We start from the raw sequence: 16002 nt of genomic DNA, 5'->3' as shown, positions 1-16002 counted from the left end.
TAGATCCTTCTAGAGAAGGATACTATTCCGCAGAGGATATTTCTTATGACTCAAACGAACGAACCCGATAAGGAAACCTGCACCGGGAACTGCGCCGGTTGCCCGTCTGCGACCGGATGCGATGATCCGAGAAACGTGGACGCCCCGAAGGGCCTCCCTCCGAAAGCCGACGTCAGCGTAAAGCACGTCGTCCTCGTCCTCTCCGGAAAGGGCGGCGTCGGGAAGAGCACGGTCTCGGCAAACCTCGCCTACGCCCTCGCCAACCGCGGCTATAACACGGGTCTCATCGACCTCGACATTCACGGCCCGGACATCCCCAAGATGCTCGGGATCGAGGACGCCCGTCTCCAGTCCTACGACGGGAAGATCATCGAACCGGTCAGGGTTACCGGCAACCTCGCGGTCATCTCCATGGCATTCCTGCTCCCGGAGCGCAGTACTCCCGTGATCTGGCGTGGGCCGATGAAGATGACGGTCATCAGGCAGTTCCTGGAAGACGTCAACTGGGGCGACCTCGACTACCTGATCGTCGATCTTCCGCCCGGCACCGGCGACGAGGCGCTCACCGTCGCCCAGCTCGCCCCGAACATCGCCGGCGCAGTCATCGTCACCACCCCGCAGGACGTCGCGGTCCTCGACTCGAGCAAGGCAGCCGAGTTCATCAAGAAACTCGAACTCCCGGTGCTCGGGATCGTCGAGAACATGAGCGGGTTCGTCTGCCCCCACTGCAAGGAGGAGATCGACATCTTCGGCAGGGGCGGCGGCAAGAAAGAGGCAGAGGGGCTCAGTGTGCCGTTCCTCGGATCTATCCCGCTCGATCCCGAGATGCGGAAGGCTGCAGACGAAGGAAGGCCCTTCATCATCCGCCATGCCGGGGCAGAGGAAAGCCCGACCTGGAAGAGTTTCGATGCCATCATGCAGGCCCTGGTAGAAGAGATCGAGGGATAAGATGGATTACTCGAGGATTCTTGCCGGGCAGGGGGACCTCCTCCCGATATACTCAAGGATTGTCGAGGTGCTTGAAAACTACGAACAGTTCCCCTTCCTGCTCGAGCCCATCTACCGCGAGGCCTCGGGACTCGAGGACGAAGACCTCGACCGCCTCCGGTTCGGCCTCGTCCGCCTGCAGGTTTATGCCGACATCCACCGCTACGAGGACATGGAAACGGCGCAGCGGATGAAGTACGTCTCCACGACACTTGAGAGGGTGCTCTTCGGCAGGCTCCTCCTCGAGGGAGAGGAGGCCGGCGGCAAACAGCAGTGCTGCTAGCCCCGACGACAGGGTTACCACTGAATACCCCTTTTTCTCCGTTGCCCCGCAGGGGAGCGCCGCCGTGAGCGGGTTTGCTGTGCCGGCTTTGCAATCATCGGATCACGTCGTCCCCACAGCGATGCACCTGCACGCTGCTCTGGTCTCACGCGAGCGTCTTCGCGTGAGTCAAGGGCGCATAGGGACAACACTGTTATCTCATGTGAAGCGCCGGGGAGGCCGGGGTGCTCCCGACCGGGCCGCTCAGGTGAGACCGGCTGTTCTCGTAACTCGCACCTGGCGGTGCTCGAACTCCGGACTCGAAGCCCTTCGGGCTTCTCATGCTCCGGTTCCAACGAACCGTCGCACCCTTCGGCCCGTCGTTAAAAGAGGTTAATAGGTCGCCAGGTACCGGTCGAGTTCCCAGGGGTGAACCATCGTCCGGTAGGCGTCCCACTCGGCGTCCGTGACATTCGTGAGCGCCTCGACAACATGAGGGCCGAGCGCCCGGCAGATGAGGTCGTCGGCGAGCAGGGCCCGGTGGGCCTCGGCGAGGTCGCCGGGCAGCATCCCGATCCCGTCGTGCTCCCGCTCAACGGCCGTCATGTGGTAGATGTTCTTGTTGACCCCGGCCGGGGGTTCGATCTCCTCCCGGATACCCTCCATCCCGGCCGCGAGCATCGCGGCGAAGGCGAGGTAGGGGTTGCAGGTCGGATCGGGGCTGCGGAACTCGACCCGGGTGCTGTTGCCGCGCGGCGCCGGAACCCGGACCAGGGCCGACCGGTTGCTCGCGCTCCAGCTGACGTAGCAGGGCGCCTCGTAGCCGGGGACGAGCCTCTTGTAGGAGTTGATCGTCGGGTTCGCGAGCCGGGTGATGGCCGGTGCGTGTTTGAGCAGCCCGCCGATGAAGTGCATGCAGGTCTTTGAGAGCTGCAATGGGGCGTCCGGGTCGTAGAACGCGTTTTTGCCGTCTTTTGCCAGCGAACAGTTGGTGTGCATCCCGCTCCCGCAGATGCCGTAGATGGGCTTTGCCATGAACGACGCGTGCAGGCCGCGCATCAGCGCAATCGTCTTCGCGGCGAACTTGAAGGTGATGACATTGTCCGCCGTGTGGAGCGCGTCGCTGTACTTGAAGTCGATCTCGTGCTGGCTCTCGGCGACCTCGTGGTGCGACGCCTCGATCTCGAACCCCATCTCGGTGAGGGCGAAGATGATCTCGCGCCGGACATCCTCCGCAAGGTCGGTCGGCGCGAGGTCGAAGTAGCCCCCGACGTCCTGGAACTGCGTCGTCGGCCGCCCTTCGAGCATCCGGAAGAGGAAGAACTCCAGCTCCGGGCCGGTGTTGAAGACGTAGCCGTCCTTCGCCGCGTCCTCCATCGCCCGCCGGAGCACGTGCCGCGGATCGCCCTCGAACGGCGTGCCGTTGGCCTTGTATATGTCGCAGACGAAGCGTGCCTCCGCACACTCCCGGGACTGCCAGGGCAGGAGAGTATACGTGGAGAAGTCGGGTTTGAGCACCATGTCGGACTCCTCGATCCGGACGAAGCCCTCGATCGACGATCCGTCGAACCCGATGCCGCCGGTCAGCGCCTTTTCGGCCTGCCCGGCCGGGATCGCGACGTTTTTGGGCAGCCCCAGGAGGTCGGTAAACTGCAGGCGAAGGAATCGGACGTTATCCTGTTCGATGCGCTCGAGCATTGCAGAAATGGCATCACCGGACATGTGGATTTCTACTTTTATCCGATGGGATAAATATCTATTGAAGTAACTAGGGCAGGACGGGATTGTTCTCCTGCACGGTTCCTCAGGTCAAATCCCTCCTTCGATGCCGGGGAGCGTTAAACGATCTGCAGAAAAGCGAGCAGGGCGGGTGCCGGCACATCTCCTGCCGGCCGACCGTGAACCGCTGTCCGTCGGACTCCCCGTGAGTAAAAATCCTCTGTTCCCCTCGCCCGGGGAGTGCCGTGCCGCTCACGGCAGGACCGGAGGGCGCACCCGGGCGAGAGATTCATATGGTATGATATATCATATTAGTGTGAAAAGTATGATAGGCGCAGTCACCGCACGGTGAAATGCCGCTGACGAGGTGATCGATGTTTCACAAAAAGCACATCTTCGGGACTGTCAAGGTCGGCGAACGCGGCCAGATCGTCATCCCGAAAGAGGCCCGGGAGATCTTCGACATCAAACCCGGCGATACGCTGATGGTCCTCGGCAACGAGGGGCACGGACTTGTTATCGTCAAAGCGGATAAGTTCCGCCGGATCGCAGAAAGAATGCTCCGGATCTTCGATACAGTGCCGGAGGAGCCGCCCGAGGATTGAAAAAGGGCTGTCTGGGATAGAATGCACACAGACACAGTGAACCGGAAAACCGGAACCATGCCGGCGATACACGCGAGTAACCTGACGAAATCCTTCGACGGTCTCGTCGCCGTCGACGGCATCTCGTTCTCCATCGAGGAAGGCGAGATCTTCGGGCTCCTCGGCCCGAACGGAGCGGGAAAAACCACGACCATCTCCATGCTCTCGACGATGCAGAAACCCACCTCGGGCACGGCGACGGTCAACGGGCACGACATCGTGACCGGGGAAGACGACGTCCGCAAATCCATCGGGATCGTCTTCCAGGACCAGAGCCTGGACGAAGAGCTGACGGCATACGAGAACATGGACTTCCACGGCCGCCTCTACCGGATCGGCACCGAAGAGCGCCGGCGGCGTATCGGCGAACTCCTGGCCCTCGTCGGGCTCGAAGACCGGAAAGACGACCTCGTCAAGACCTACTCGGGCGGCATGCGCCGGCGGCTCGAGATCGCCCGGGGACTGCTCCACGAGCCGAAGGTGCTCTTCCTGGACGAACCCACCCTCGGCCTCGACCCGCAGACGCGAAACCACCTCTGGGATTACATCGCACGGTTAAACAGCGAGAAGGGCATCACCATCATCCTCACCACCCACTACATGGAGGAGGCCGACCGGCTCTGCGACCGCATAGCGATCATCGATCGCGGAACGATCGTCGCGCTCGACACCGCAGAGAACCTGAAAGGCTCCATCGGCGGCGACGTCGTCACCATAGCCTCGCCCGACCCCGATGCAGTCGCCGGTCTCCTGACCGCCCCGTGGGTCTCCGGGATCGAGAGGCACGACGGCTCGGTGACGGTCCGCCTGCAGGACGCCGACCGCCACATCCCCGGGATCGTGACCGCCATCCACCAGAGCGGCATCGGCATCACCTCCCTCTCGGTGAGGAAGCCGACGCTCGAGGACGTCTTCCTGCACTACACGGGGAGGACGATCCGGGAGGAAGAGGCGGACGGCAGAGAGACGATACGCATGTTTCAGCGGGCAAGGAGGCGCTAAGCGTGGATATCGTCTATACCATATGGCTGCGGAACGTCAAGCGCTACCTGCGCTCAAAGAGCAGGATCGTCGGCAGCCTCGGGATGCCCCTCTTCTTCATGCTGGTGCTCGGGTTCGGGCTGAACTCGATCGTCAGTATTCCCGGCATGGAAGAGGGCTACATGGAATTCATCATCCCCGGCATCGTGGCGATGAGCGTTCTCTTCACCTCGGTCTTTTCAGGGATCCAGATCATCTGGGACAAACAGTTCGGGTTTCTGAAAGAGACGCTCGTCGCCCCGGTCTCGCGTCTCGAGATCATGATCGGCCAGACGCTCGGGGGAGCGACGACGGCGGTCATCCAGGGGCTGATCCTCATGGTGTTTGCGCTCTTCATCGGCCTCAAGCCCGCCGGCATTGCCGGGTTCCTGGTAGCCGTCGGGTTCATGGCACTGATCGGCGTAACCTTCACCGCGTTCGGCATCGCCATCGCATCGAAGATGGAGGATATGCACGGCTTCCAGCTCATCATGAACTTCGTGATCTTTCCGATCTTCGGCCTCTCGGGAGCGCTCTTCCCTATCGACAGCCTGCCCGCCTGGCTCCGGCCGTTGACGCTCGCTGATCCCCTGACCTACGGCGTCGAGGGGATCCGCTACGGCCTCTCCGGGACGGCTCAGGTCCACCCGCTCGTCAGCCTCGCCTTCATGGCCGCCTGCGCCGTGCTCATGACCGTCGCCGGGGCGTACCTCTTCCGAAAGATCCGCATCTGAGGGGCCGGGGACCGGCCCGGCCGCCTTCCCGGACGAAACGGCCCCTGACACCCCTGAAACAGACCACGATGAGGGCGGTCCCGAGCGCGGCGGAGAAGATGGGCAGGGCCGACCAGATCAGGAAGATGCCATAGAGCGCCTCCCCGTCCGGTGAACGGAAGGGGATCGCAAAGAGGAGGAGAAGCCAGGTGAAAAGCCCGAAGCCGACGAGTTCTGCACACGATGCGCGTTCATGGAAGAAGGCGCCGCGCCGGTGCGGATATACCGTCCTGGCACGCCCGGGGGCGAGCGGCGCCGGGAACCGTCCCCCCGAAAAATCCGGGGAGGCGAAGGCATGCACCACCGGGGAAGGTTTATTGAGGCGCGGGGGAGAATGCGATCAAGCACCTGGCCGCCGCACTCGTTCAGGCTCCGGCCTCGGTACGTGAAATTAGGCAGATCGGAGTGGTTTTCAGGCAGGTCACCCCGCCGGGTGTGGCATTGCATGAAGCCCACGTAGATCGGTGATCCCGCGGAACACAGAACGTCCCGTGCTGCTTCACCGTGGGGTGCGCATGAATCAAGATATCCAGCCCGTCAACCTCTATCTCACGCTCGGCAAGATAGCGGTCTTTGTATTCGTCCTGATGAGCATATACCAGTTCATCAAGGACTACCTCTATCCCGAGATCTCGCTCTCGGAATCGCACCTGCATACCGTCATCTTCACCACCGTGCTCGCCGTGACCGCCGCATACTTCGCCCTCCGTAAACGGCAGGCCCTTCTCGCGATGCTGGTCGCCGAGACGAACGAGCGCAGAGTGACCGGGGAGGCCCTGCAGAAGAGCGAGGAGAAGTTCCGCTCCATCGTAGAGATGGCGAACGAGGGCATCCTGCAGATAGACCGCCGCCAGATGATCACCTACGTCAACCGCACAATGGCCGATATGCTCAGTTATTCGCCGGGGGAACTGCTCGGCCGGCCGCTGGCCGACTTCTATTTCAGCGAGGACCTCGGCGCGCACCGGGACCGCATGGCGGCAAAAGAGCAGTGTCTCGACGGCAGGTACGAGTGCAGGCTCAGGCACAGGGACGGGAGCGCCCGGTGGGTCCTGGTCTCCGTCACCGCCAGAAAAGACGGAGACGGCGGGTTTACCGGGTCTTTCGCCATGTTCACCGACATCACCGAGAGGAAGCAGGCCGAAGAGGCCCTCCAGCGCCACACCGAAGACCTTGCCCGGCTCCACCAGCAACTCGCTTCGGCCAACCGGGAGGCGAACCTCTACCTCGACATCCTCACCCACGACATCCGCAACACCGAGAACGTCGCGAACCTGTATGCCGAACTGCTCATCGAGACCTTGGACGGGGACGAACGGGCATACGTGGAGAAACTCCAGCGAAGTATCAAGAAAAGCATCGAGATCCTGGGAAACGTCTCCACGATCCGGCGGATTCATCAGCCGTCCGGCGGGCACAAGCATGTGGATCTGGACACGGTCATCCGCGACGAGATCGCCCAATTTCCCGAAAGCACCATCCATTACGATGCGGCCGAGCGCCAGGTGCTGGCCGACGACCTCCTCCCCGAGGTCTTTGCGAACCTCATCGGCAACGCCGTCAAGTTCGGCGGTCCCGGCGTCGAGATTACCGTCCGGGCGGAAGACGAAGACGGGTTCGTCCGGGTCTCGATCGAGGACACCGGCCCGGGGGTCCCGGACGATCAGAAGCGCGAGATCTTTTACCGCTACGAGAAGAGGAGGAGAGGTGTCGGCGAAGGGCTCGGCCTCTTCCTCGTGCAGGTGCTCATCGAGCGCTACGGCGGCCGGATCTGGGTTGAAGACCGCATAGCGGGCCGCCCGGAGGAAGGGGCGGCGTTCCGGTTCACGCTTCACAACGCCGCTCACGACGAACCGGGGGTTCTGACCGATGACGACGCGCAGGGATGCAGCGTTCCCCTGACCGGTTGAGAGACGCCTGGAGCCGGGCCGGCAGGTTCCTACTTCCCCGTCAGCCTCTTTATCCGTGCGAGCGGCGATGCCCGGTCGAGGAACCTGGAGACGAAGACGGCAAACTCCTCGTCCCAGCACTCCGCACCGGCCTTCACCGTCCAGCCCTGCTTCATCGAGCGGCGGACGTGCTTTCCGAGCGCCACGTCAAAGAGGGTTTTCGACCGGAGCAGGTCGACGGCCCGGGTGAACCTGCGGGGGAGTTCCACTATGTAGCGGCCGTCCTCGACGTAGGGGCCGGCGAAGACCTCTTCCCGGACGTACTTCTCGAGGAACTTCTCGGCGTTCTCCCGCGTCGAGAGCGGCGGGCCGATATGCCGGCGCATCACCGGGACGGTATCGGCCATCAGCTCGAAGAGGAGCATGCACCGTTCTTTTCCCATGCAGACGTCGATGCGGCTCGCCGGAAACCCGCTCCGCTCCAGGAGTTCCCGGATAGAGTCGGCGGATTTCCTGAGCTGGGGGACCACCGTATCGGGGGTGTATTCCGGCGTTGCAAACGCGATGGAGAAGAGGTGCGTCCCCCGCGCGGAGAGGAGACGGGCGAAGACCTCCCGGGTGAGCGGCGGGGAGGGCAGGCGGCAGAAGAACGCCTCCGACGGCTCGGCGAGGTAGCCGCGGGCGAGTTCCACGAACTCGAACATCCGCGAGAGCGAGAGCGCCGCCGCCACGTTTCTCTCCGGGTCGACCGGATCGATGACGACGAGCGGATCCTCGAACTCCTTCGTCCCGTGCCCCTCGATGTCGACCACCTCCCCGGGCCTCCAGCAGGCGGCGGCGCGAAGAAGCGGGTGGAACCCCCCGTAATGGATCGTCAGGATCTCGCAGAGGTAGCCGGAAAACCCCTCGGTCATGTGATCCGAGCCGTAGACCCCGCCCGACTTCGCGAACTGCTTGAAGAGGAGGACATCGTCGGCGTAGCCGCCGATGTGCGAGAGGATGTAGCGGGTGTGAAACGGCGTCCGGTCCACGGCGCTCTTGATTGCGGTGGCGCTCGCGACAGAGTAGCAGGGGACGAGATCGATGTCCAGCGAATCGATCGTCGCGTTGACATAGGGGTGTTCCGCGTACTTCTCGCGCCAGGTCGCGCCGAACTCCTCCGCGATCCGGTGTGCGAGGGCTAATCCCTGCTCCTGCAGTTCCTCCCGGGAGAGAGCGGGGTCAAAGAGCATGAAGACGTCGAGATCCCGGTCGCCGCGGACGAAGGTGTCGCGGGCGACCGAGCCCACCATCATCGCCTTCGCCTTCCCCGAACGCTCCACCGCCTCGATCAGTTGCTCTCCCATCGCCCGAATGTAGGTCCGCTCTTCGGGTGTGGGGCGGATCTTTTTGAGCACCTCCTCCTCGCAGGGCCACCGGGTCAAAGCGCGACCTCCGCAAGGTCTTCATAGATCGAGCCGCGGGGCGTCAGCATGCTCTTCTTGAGCTTGATGCTCTCCACCCGGCAGGTCCCGAGCGGTTCGCGCGGGGTGGATGCCGCCTCCCGGCACTGCGAAGGGTGGAACTCTTTCACCCGTGCAAGGGTCACGTGGGGGCGGAAGGGACGCTTCTCCCGGGAAAACCCGAGCGGTGCCAGGAGATCGTCCACCTGCCGGGCGAGGGCGGCGCTCTCGCCGGCGTCCGCGACGTCGCACCAGACCACCCTCGGCCGCCGCGGCGGGTTGCAGACAGCGTGTCCTACCGTCATCTCGAAGGGGTCGGCCCTGACAGTTCGGAGCGCCTCGACGATCGGCTCGATCAGTGCCGGATCGACCTCCCCGAGAAACTTCACCGTTATGTGGAGGTTCGCAGGGTCGACGATGGCGAGCCTTCCTTCGGACCGTCTCAGGATCTCCTGGGACTCACGGGCTCTCTCGCGGATCTCCTCCGGCAGATCGATTGCAACGAACGTCCTGACCATATTACCGTACTATCGTGCCTCACCCTACAAAATGGTGATTGTCCGGCAGAGGCGCAGCCGGCGGAACGTAGCCGAAGGCGGCGGAGGAGCGAGTCCGGCAGGAATTTTTCCGGGGTCAGCATCGAGGGTGCGGGAAGGCGCACCCGGATGACGAACAGCGTTCCGTATAGAATGAGATCTGTTATAACCGTACAGAGCGAAAACGTAATGACCGAATAATCCGGGGGTATTACCATTTCCGATACAGCGCAATTCACCGTATATACACTAGAATTCTGCCCGAATTGCGAAGTACTCAAAGAGTTCCTGGCCTCCAGGGGCGTTCCTTTCGTCGAGTGCGATCTGGCGTCCGCCGAGGGGCTGACGGAACTCCGCATGAACGGCGTATTCGTCCAGGAAGCGCCGGTACTGCAGAAGGGCGACGCATTCTATACGTCCGGCGATCTCTTTAGCGGGGGCGCGTTCCAGGAAGACCTTGTCGCCGACCTGATCGCGGGGGCATGAGGTTGACGCGCAAGTCGACGCAGGCGACTCTATTCGGGGAGTTTGTCCCCACCTTCCCGAAAGTCCGGACTTCGCGGGGCTACCTCCTCGACTGGAACCGGAACAGGATCGTCAGGCAGATCGTGGAGGAGAGCCGCCTCGTGGAGGTCTTCTACGGCTACGAGGGGGCCGACGAGGAGACGGCAAAGGAGATCGCCCGGCGGGTCGAGAAGAAGATCCAGATGCTGGGCCTCCAGTCGCTTTCCGGACCCCTGATCCGCGAGATCGTCAACATGACGCTCCTTGAGCGCGGACTCACGTCCTACCGCAACGTCTGCACCCGGGTGGGAACCCCGGTCTTCGACGCACACCTCATCGATGTGGGAAGGGGCTTTGAGGCGCACGACAACGCCAACCTCCAGGAGAACGCCGAGACCTCGCACAAGAAGAAGGCGGACAAGATCAGCAAAGAGCAGTATCTCCTGCAGCTCCCCCCGGACCTTGCGGATCACCACCTCCGCGGCGATCTCCACATCCACGACCTGGAATACTTCGGGACGCGGCCGTTCTGTATCGACGGGAGCACGGTCATACCCGTGCGGTTGGAGGGGCACACCCGGAGCATCCGTCCCGACGAACTCCCGATCGAGGGTGATGAGTGGCGTCCACAGGACCTCTCTGCGCTCACACCGAAGGGCTGGAGACGCGTTGCGAAGGTGACCCGTCGTCGGGTGAACCCGGGCGAGATGCTCAGGATACGGACATCGGGAGGACGAACGCTGATGGTCACCGGCGAGCACCGTATCCCGGTGCGAACCGGCGAGGGAATGGTCATCCGCCGCGCCGACGGAGTACGCGCCGGGGACGCTCTCTACAGGATCTCCGCGACCGACACCCTCCGCGGAGAGACGATCAAGGCGATCGATCTCGTCCGGGAACTGCCGGCATCGGTGCCGGCCGAACTTCTCGAGAACGTCTACGTCCGCGGTGCTGAAGAGATCTTTGCCGACGTGGTACGGAGCGGACGGGCCGCCTCGTACGCCGACATATCGCGCGAACTCGGCATCGAGCACCATAAGCAGTGGTATACACGCGGGATCATGCCGGTTGCGCTCTTCGAAGCCTTCTGCAGCCGCTACGGCATCGAGGATTACGCCGGGGTCACCATCGGGGTCACGGGGAGCGAGCACGAGTTACCTGCCCTTCTCACCCTTACGCCTGAACTCGTCCGGCTCCTCGGGTTCTTCGTCTCGGAGGGGAACTACAACGCCGCCCCGGCGGCCGGGCAGTACAACCTCACGATCACCGAGAACCGGCAGGCACCCGCCATAGGGGCCGCGGCATGCACCGCCCTGAATACCTACGCAACGATCGCCGGAGGCACTCCCGACATCACGACCATCTGCGGGATCAAGGTGGAGCGCAACCGGGCGCTGGAGGTCTACTTCGGCGGGAAGCCGGCCTACCTGCTCTTCCGCTACATCTTCGGCATTCCTGAGGGGGCAGCGGGAAAACGCCTTCCCTGGATCGTATACCATCTCGACGACGTGCTCCTCCACGAGTTCCTCTCCGCCCTCTTCACCGGGGACGGTTCGGCGTACTACCGCCCGGAAAAATCGGATTGCATCGTCAACTACACCACCGCGTCACCGACCCTCCGGCAGGAACTCTCGCTCCTGCTCACATCGCTCGGGATGACACCCCATATCGTCGAACTCTACGGAGAGGAAGAACGGCGAACGCTCTACCGGCTCCAGCTCAACGGCCGGAGGAACATCGAGACATTCGCCCGGTATGCCACGTTCCTCGATGAGCGGCAGAACCACATCGACGGGTTCCTATCCGCGGTGAAGGAGAGGCAGGTTGGAGAGCGGGAGGAGACCGTCGTCGAGATCGCTCCGGCGGACCCAACCGGAGCGTATGTCTACGATCTCTTCCTCGACGGCGACGGGACCGAGGAGAGCCACACGTTTTACGCCTCCGACGGCCTCCTGATTCACAACTGCCAGGACTGGGACCTGCGCTACTTCTTCTACTACGGCCTGATGCCCGACGGCAACGGGACGAAGGCCTCGGTCGCCGGCCCCGCGAAACGGGCCGAGGTGGCGGTCCTCCACGCGGTCAAGGCGCTCGGCTCCGCCCAGACGAACTTCGCCGGCGGCCAGGGCTACTACAACTTCCTCACGTTCATGGCGCCCTTCTTCGAGGGAATGGACTACGAGGAGATCAAGCAGCTGATGCAGATGTTCGTCTACGAGATGACCCAGATGATGGTCGCACGCGGCGGCCAGGTGGTCTTCTCGTCGGTCCAGCTCTCCCCGGGCGTCCCCACCCTCTGGCGGGACAAGCCCTGCGTCTACCGCGGCAAGGTCTGGAACGGAGAACAGGCGCCGCTCCGGACCTACGGCGAGTTCGAGCGGGAGGTCCGGCTCCTCTTCAAGGCGCTGATGGAGGTGATGCTCGAGGGGGACTACTGGGGCAAGCCCTTCTCCTTCCCGAAACCCGAGATCAGCATCGAGCCCGACTTCCTCACCGAGGACGAGGAGTTCAACCGCGAGCACCCCGACATCCCGACCTACCAGGACCTCTACCTGATGACGTTCGAACTCGCGTCCAAGTACGGCACACCCTACTACGACAACCAGATCCCCGGCTACCGGGGCGCCGGGGAAGGGATCTCCTGTTACCAGTGCCTGGCGAGCGATGAACTCGTCCCCATCGTGGACTCGAACGGCAGAACCAGGATCCGGGCGATCAGCGATCTCTTTGAGGATACGGCCGAAGGAGAGAGGCACACGGATCCGTACGGCACGGAGTTTGCTCCTCTCGACGCAAAGACCCCGAGTGTCGATATCGTCGGCATGACGGCAACGCTACGCCCCTTCCATGGGGTCATGCGGCGGAAGTATTCAGGAGAGATGCTCAGGATCACCCTCGAGTCGGGCCGCCGGATCACCGTCACGCCGGATCACCCGGTCTTTGCCCTGGATCAGGGGAAGTTCATAAAGACGTCGGCACAGGCGCTTCGTAACGGCGACTACCTCCCCGTGGTCAAAACCGCCGAGTTCGGCAGCAACACGGTTCGGGAACTCGACATCGCAGAAACGCTTCGTACCGCCGGATATGCCGATGAGATCGTGCTCCGGGACGGGGAAGTGAACATTCGGAACGCAAAGCGCCGCGGCCTGCCTCAGGTTCTCCCCGTAACAAAGGAACTCGTCAGGTTCCTCGGCTACTACCTCGCGGAGGGATGCAGCGATACCAGCGGACGGCGGTATACGGTAAGGCTCTCGTTCGGAAAGCACGAAGAAGATTTCATCAAGGATGCTGCAACGTGCATTAAAGGCTTCCTCGGGCATGAGCCGCTGATCTCCGAGGAGGCAACGGCCGTCAACGTCACCGTCAATAGCAAGCTCCTCTATCTCCTTCTCGATGCGATAGGCTGTGGAAAATGTGCTGTCGAGAAGAATGTGCCCGATCTGCTCTTTGATGTTGAGAGAGAACTGGTAGGTACATACCTCGATGCCGCGTTCCGCGGCGACGGCAATATCAGCATCCAGGCCAGGCAACAGGGGTCATACGTACACAACGCAAGAGGCATCAGGATAAAACTGGTGTCGCGGAACGCAGTTCAGAAACTGGTCTGGCTCGCGCAGCGTATCGGAGTCCAGATGAACTACGTCGAACAGAAGACAACCGTCGCGCACCCCCAGACCGGCGAGCCGTACCCCCTCACCGCCTACACCTGCACGATCACGGCCCAGGACCAGATCCGGCGGTTCTCTCAGAAGACGGGATACGGCGCGACGGCGGTCACCGGATCTTCGAGGCAGACCGGAGGGATCTTTACCCGCCTTCCGGTCAAAGCAAGCGGGCTCCAGTATACCGGACTCGTCTACGCAAGCCAGTATACCTCGTCGGGTCATCACAGCGCGCAGGTCTCCCTTATACGGCCCGAAGCCCGGACGGGGGACATCGAGCGGCTCATCAACGGCGACCTTCACCCGGCCCGCATCCGGTCGATCGAGCCGGTGGATTACGACGGCTACGTCTACGACCTCGTCGACGTAGCCGACACCCATACCTTCGCAAACGCGCTCGGCATCGTGACCGGGAACTGTTGTGCCTACCAATTTTCGTCGCTCGCCGACGAGGACGACGAATTCGAGGACAAACTCTACTTCCGGGAAGGGAAACACTTCTCGATGGGGTCCTGGCAGGTGATGTCCATCAACTGCCCGCGAGCGGCATATAAAGCCGAAGGCGACCAGGAACGGCTCTTCGCCGAGTTGAAGTCGTTCATGGACATCGCCGTCGACCTCTACCGGATCAAGCGGCGCTGGATGTCTCTCATCCGGACGAACGGCCGGATGCCGTTTGCGATGCAGCGCCCTAAGGACCCGAACACCGGCGAACGCGGCGCGGTTGCCGTGGACCTCGAGGGGCTCGTCTACACCATCGGCGTGGTCGGGGTCAACGAGATGGTGCAGCACTTCACCGGCCACCAGCTCCACGAGTCCAAGGAGGCGTTCCGTCTCGCCGTCCGGGCGATGACCGAACTCGAGATGTACGCGCGCGAACTCTCGAAGAAGCACAACATGACGATCGCCCTCGCCCGCACCCCGGCGGAGACGACCGGCCAGCGGTTCGCGGTTGCCGACCTCCTCGACGAGCGGTTCAGGGACCACGCGCTCAAGGTCATCAAGGGCGACGCCGACCAGGCGCTCGATATGCTCGGCACGACGCTCGACCTCCCCATCTACTACACCAACGGAACCCACGTCGCCCCGGGAGCGCCGGTTCCGCTCACGAAACGGATCGAGATCGAGCATATCTTCTTCCCCATCGTGGACGGCGGGAACATCTTCCACGTATGGCTCGGGGAAGCGCGCCCCGATCCCCGGGGGCTGATGGAGATGGCGATGAACCTCTGCCGGACGACCCAGATCGGTTACTTCGCCTTCACCCGGGATCTCACGGTCTCTTTGAAGGAGTACCGGGAGTATAAGCCGGTCCGCCAGGACCGGGGCACCGGCGCCGGCCTCTCCCCGGTGGCAGACCGGGCGGATGCCTGACCTGGGCCACACCGTTTTTGACTCCAGGTTTCACAGCACGAAGCAGCTCTCCAGAGCACCTTTTTGGCTTTTCAGGATGACTCGATATAGAAGCCGCCCGGCACGACGCCGCGGCAGCGCGTGAGGCTTATCCATGATCGATCTGACGACATCGCTTCTCGCCATCGATGTCGGCAGGGGCACCCAGGACATCCTGGTCTACGAGCCCGGCCGGCCGATCGAGAACAGCATCAAACTGGTCCTCCCCTCACCGACCGTGGTGACGGCGGCGAAGGTACGGGAGGCGACCCGGGCCGGGCGCCCGATCTTCCTCGAGGGGTTCCTGATGGGCGGCGGCGCGAACACCGGCGCGATACGGGAGCATCTGGCGGCAGGCCTTCCGGTCTACGCCACGCCAAAGGCCGCTCTTACCCTCCACGACGACCCGGAACGGGTGCGGGCGCTTGGAGTTGAGATCCGCGCCACCCCCCCGGGAGACGCGGCGGTCGTCCGCACCACCGACTACATGGAGCCGGAACTCAGGCAGGCGCTCTCCCTCTTCGGCGTCGACTACCCGGAGAACGTGGCGATAGCGGTCCAGGACCACGGCTACTCCCCGCACCGGAGCAACCGCATCCACCGGTTCGAGCTGATGCGGGAGCTGCTGGACGCCGGGGACTGGGACCTCCTCTCGCTCGTTAGCGACCCGCCGCTCGCCGATATGACCCGGATGCAGGCCGTCCTGCACCAGGCACCGGGCGCGCTCGTCACCGACACCGGACCGGTCGCCCTGATAGGAGCGCTCTGCGACCCGCAGGTTCGGCGCATGGCCCGGACGGGAGTAACCCTCGTCAACGCCGGGAACGGGCACACCCTCTGTTTCACCCTGAAAGGACGGGAGATCCACGGCCTCTTCGAGCACCACACCGGCGCGCTCGACCCCGGGAAACTGCAGCACTACATCCGGCGGCTCGCCGACGGCACGCTGACGTCGGAAGAGGTCTTCGACGACGGGGGTCACGGCGCGGCGGTCAGAAAACCCCTCGCGACCGATGCCGTTGTCGTCACCGGCCCGAACCGGCTCCGGCTGCTGCCGGAGGCTTACCAGGCGGCGCCCTTCGGGGATATGATGCTCTCGGGATGCTTCGGGCTCGCGTATCTCTGGAAGAAGCGACGGGCCGAAGGGCCGGAGCTTGAGAAAACGCGAAGCG

Annotated in this window: 13 protein-coding genes and 1 pseudogene; 10 read left to right on the top strand and 4 right to left on the bottom strand. The window is 63.2% G+C overall.

The window, feature by feature from the left end:
• The first annotated feature begins 45 nt into the window (after positions 1-45).
• Together BRA62_RS08385 and BRA62_RS08380 are read left to right on the top strand one after the other, a co-directional pair.
• A complete protein-coding gene (locus BRA62_RS08385) occupies positions 46-948 on the top strand; it encodes an Mrp/NBP35 family ATP-binding protein (RefSeq protein WP_292366118.1) in 903 nt (300 codons plus the stop codon).
• 1 nt (position 949) lies between these two features.
• The gene (locus tag BRA62_RS08380) at positions 950-1270 is read left to right on the top strand and encodes a hypothetical protein (protein WP_292366117.1); all 321 of its coding nucleotides are present in this window, start codon (positions 950-952) and stop codon (positions 1268-1270) included.
• Positions 1271-1642: 372 nt separating this feature from the next.
• On the opposite strand, the gene BRA62_RS08375 is transcribed toward BRA62_RS08380, so the two are convergent.
• Complete coding sequence (locus BRA62_RS08375; RefSeq protein ID WP_292366116.1) at positions 1643-2971, bottom strand: glutamine synthetase family protein; 1329 nt, start codon at positions 2969-2971, stop codon at positions 1643-1645.
• 371 nt (positions 2972-3342) lie between these two features.
• Here BRA62_RS08375 and BRA62_RS08370 point away from each other — a divergent pair, with 371 nt between their 5' ends.
• The 3 genes from BRA62_RS08370 to BRA62_RS08360 are packed head-to-tail and all read left to right on the top strand — an operon-like array spanning position 3343 to position 5366.
• A complete protein-coding gene (locus tag BRA62_RS08370; RefSeq protein ID WP_292366115.1) occupies positions 3343-3573 on the top strand; it encodes an AbrB/MazE/SpoVT family DNA-binding domain-containing protein in 231 nt (76 codons plus the stop codon).
• A 57-nt stretch (positions 3574-3630) separates the two neighbouring features.
• Positions 3631-4614: an ATP-binding cassette domain-containing protein gene (locus BRA62_RS08365; protein WP_292366114.1), complete on the top strand. Its 984-nt coding sequence runs from the start codon at positions 3631-3633 to the stop codon at positions 4612-4614.
• 2 nt (positions 4615-4616) lie between these two features.
• Positions 4617-5366 carry an ABC transporter permease gene (locus tag BRA62_RS08360; RefSeq protein ID WP_292366113.1) on the top strand — a complete coding sequence of 250 codons (750 nt, stop codon included), beginning with the start codon at positions 4617-4619 and terminating at the stop codon, positions 5364-5366.
• Here the strand turns inward: BRA62_RS08360 and BRA62_RS08355 are convergent.
• Positions 5320-5709: a hypothetical protein gene (locus tag BRA62_RS08355; protein WP_292366112.1), complete on the bottom strand. Its 390-nt coding sequence runs from the start codon at positions 5707-5709 to the stop codon at positions 5320-5322. The genes BRA62_RS08360 and BRA62_RS08355 overlap by 47 nt on opposite strands.
• Before the next feature lie 211 nt (positions 5710-5920).
• On the opposite strand from BRA62_RS08355, the gene BRA62_RS08350 reads away from it, so the two are divergent.
• A complete protein-coding gene (locus BRA62_RS08350) occupies positions 5921-7315 on the top strand; it encodes a PAS domain-containing sensor histidine kinase (RefSeq protein WP_292366111.1) in 1395 nt (464 codons plus the stop codon).
• A gap of 29 nt (positions 7316-7344) precedes the next feature.
• Here the strand turns inward: BRA62_RS08350 and cca are convergent, their stop codons facing one another.
• Both cca and thpR read right to left on the bottom strand, forming a co-directional pair.
• Entirely contained in the window at positions 7345-8718 is a 1374-nt protein-coding gene (gene cca / locus BRA62_RS08345; protein WP_292366110.1) for a CCA tRNA nucleotidyltransferase, read from the bottom strand.
• On the bottom strand, positions 8715-9254 hold the full coding sequence (gene thpR / locus BRA62_RS08340; RefSeq protein WP_292366109.1) for an RNA 2',3'-cyclic phosphodiesterase: 540 nt from the start codon (positions 9252-9254) through the stop codon (positions 8715-8717). Before thpR ends, cca begins: the two co-directional genes overlap by 4 nt.
• 228 nt (positions 9255-9482) lie before the next feature.
• Between thpR and BRA62_RS12765 the strand changes: the two are divergent.
• The 4 genes and pseudogenes from BRA62_RS12765 to BRA62_RS08325 form a co-directional block, all read left to right on the top strand.
• Positions 9483-9602: pseudogene (locus BRA62_RS12765) on the top strand (glutaredoxin domain-containing protein); the annotation flags it as partial.
• A 27-nt stretch (positions 9603-9629) separates the two neighbouring features.
• Positions 9630-9758: a hypothetical protein gene (locus BRA62_RS12760; protein WP_331518872.1), complete on the top strand. Its 129-nt coding sequence runs from the start codon at positions 9630-9632 to the stop codon at positions 9756-9758.
• A complete protein-coding gene (gene nrdD / locus BRA62_RS08330; protein ID WP_292366108.1) occupies positions 9755-14812 on the top strand; it encodes an anaerobic ribonucleoside-triphosphate reductase in 5058 nt (1685 codons plus the stop codon). The genes BRA62_RS12760 and nrdD overlap by 4 nt, the downstream gene beginning before the upstream one ends.
• Positions 14813-14945: 133 nt before the next feature.
• Positions 14946-16002, top strand: a 1057-nt coding sequence (locus BRA62_RS08325) for a DUF1786 domain-containing protein (RefSeq protein ID WP_292366107.1), incomplete at its 3' end; no start/stop codon positions are given.

This window comes from Methanoculleus sp. UBA208 (assembly GCF_002498065.1).
In the GTDB taxonomy this organism is placed as follows: domain Archaea; phylum Halobacteriota; class Methanomicrobia; order Methanomicrobiales; family Methanoculleaceae; genus Methanoculleus.
Note: the sequence above shows the minus strand (reverse complement) of the source record. Positions and strands in the feature narration are given on the sequence as shown.

What these genes read in the sequence shown, in the direction of transcription:
- BRA62_RS08385 (WP_292366118.1), top strand. Translation starts at nt 46, where the DNA reads ATGACTCAAACGAACGAACCCGATAAGGAAACCTGCACCGGGAACTGC.
- BRA62_RS08380 (WP_292366117.1), top strand. Translation starts at nt 950, where the DNA reads ATGGATTACTCGAGGATTCTTGCCGGGCAGGGGGACCTCCTCCCGATA.
- BRA62_RS08375 (WP_292366116.1), bottom strand. Translation starts at nt 2,971, where the DNA reads ATGTCCGGTGATGCCATTTCTGCAATGCTCGAGCGCATCGAACAGGAT.
- BRA62_RS08370 (WP_292366115.1), top strand. Translation starts at nt 3,343, where the DNA reads ATGTTTCACAAAAAGCACATCTTCGGGACTGTCAAGGTCGGCGAACGC.
- BRA62_RS08365 (WP_292366114.1), top strand. Translation starts at nt 3,631, where the DNA reads ATGCCGGCGATACACGCGAGTAACCTGACGAAATCCTTCGACGGTCTC.
- BRA62_RS08350 (WP_292366111.1), top strand. Translation starts at nt 5,921, where the DNA reads ATGAATCAAGATATCCAGCCCGTCAACCTCTATCTCACGCTCGGCAAG.
- thpR (WP_292366109.1), bottom strand. Translation starts at nt 9,254, where the DNA reads ATGGTCAGGACGTTCGTTGCAATCGATCTGCCGGAGGAGATCCGCGAG.
- BRA62_RS12760 (WP_331518872.1), top strand. Translation starts at nt 9,630, where the DNA reads ATGAACGGCGTATTCGTCCAGGAAGCGCCGGTACTGCAGAAGGGCGAC.
- nrdD (WP_292366108.1), top strand. Translation starts at nt 9,755, where the DNA reads ATGAGGTTGACGCGCAAGTCGACGCAGGCGACTCTATTCGGGGAGTTT.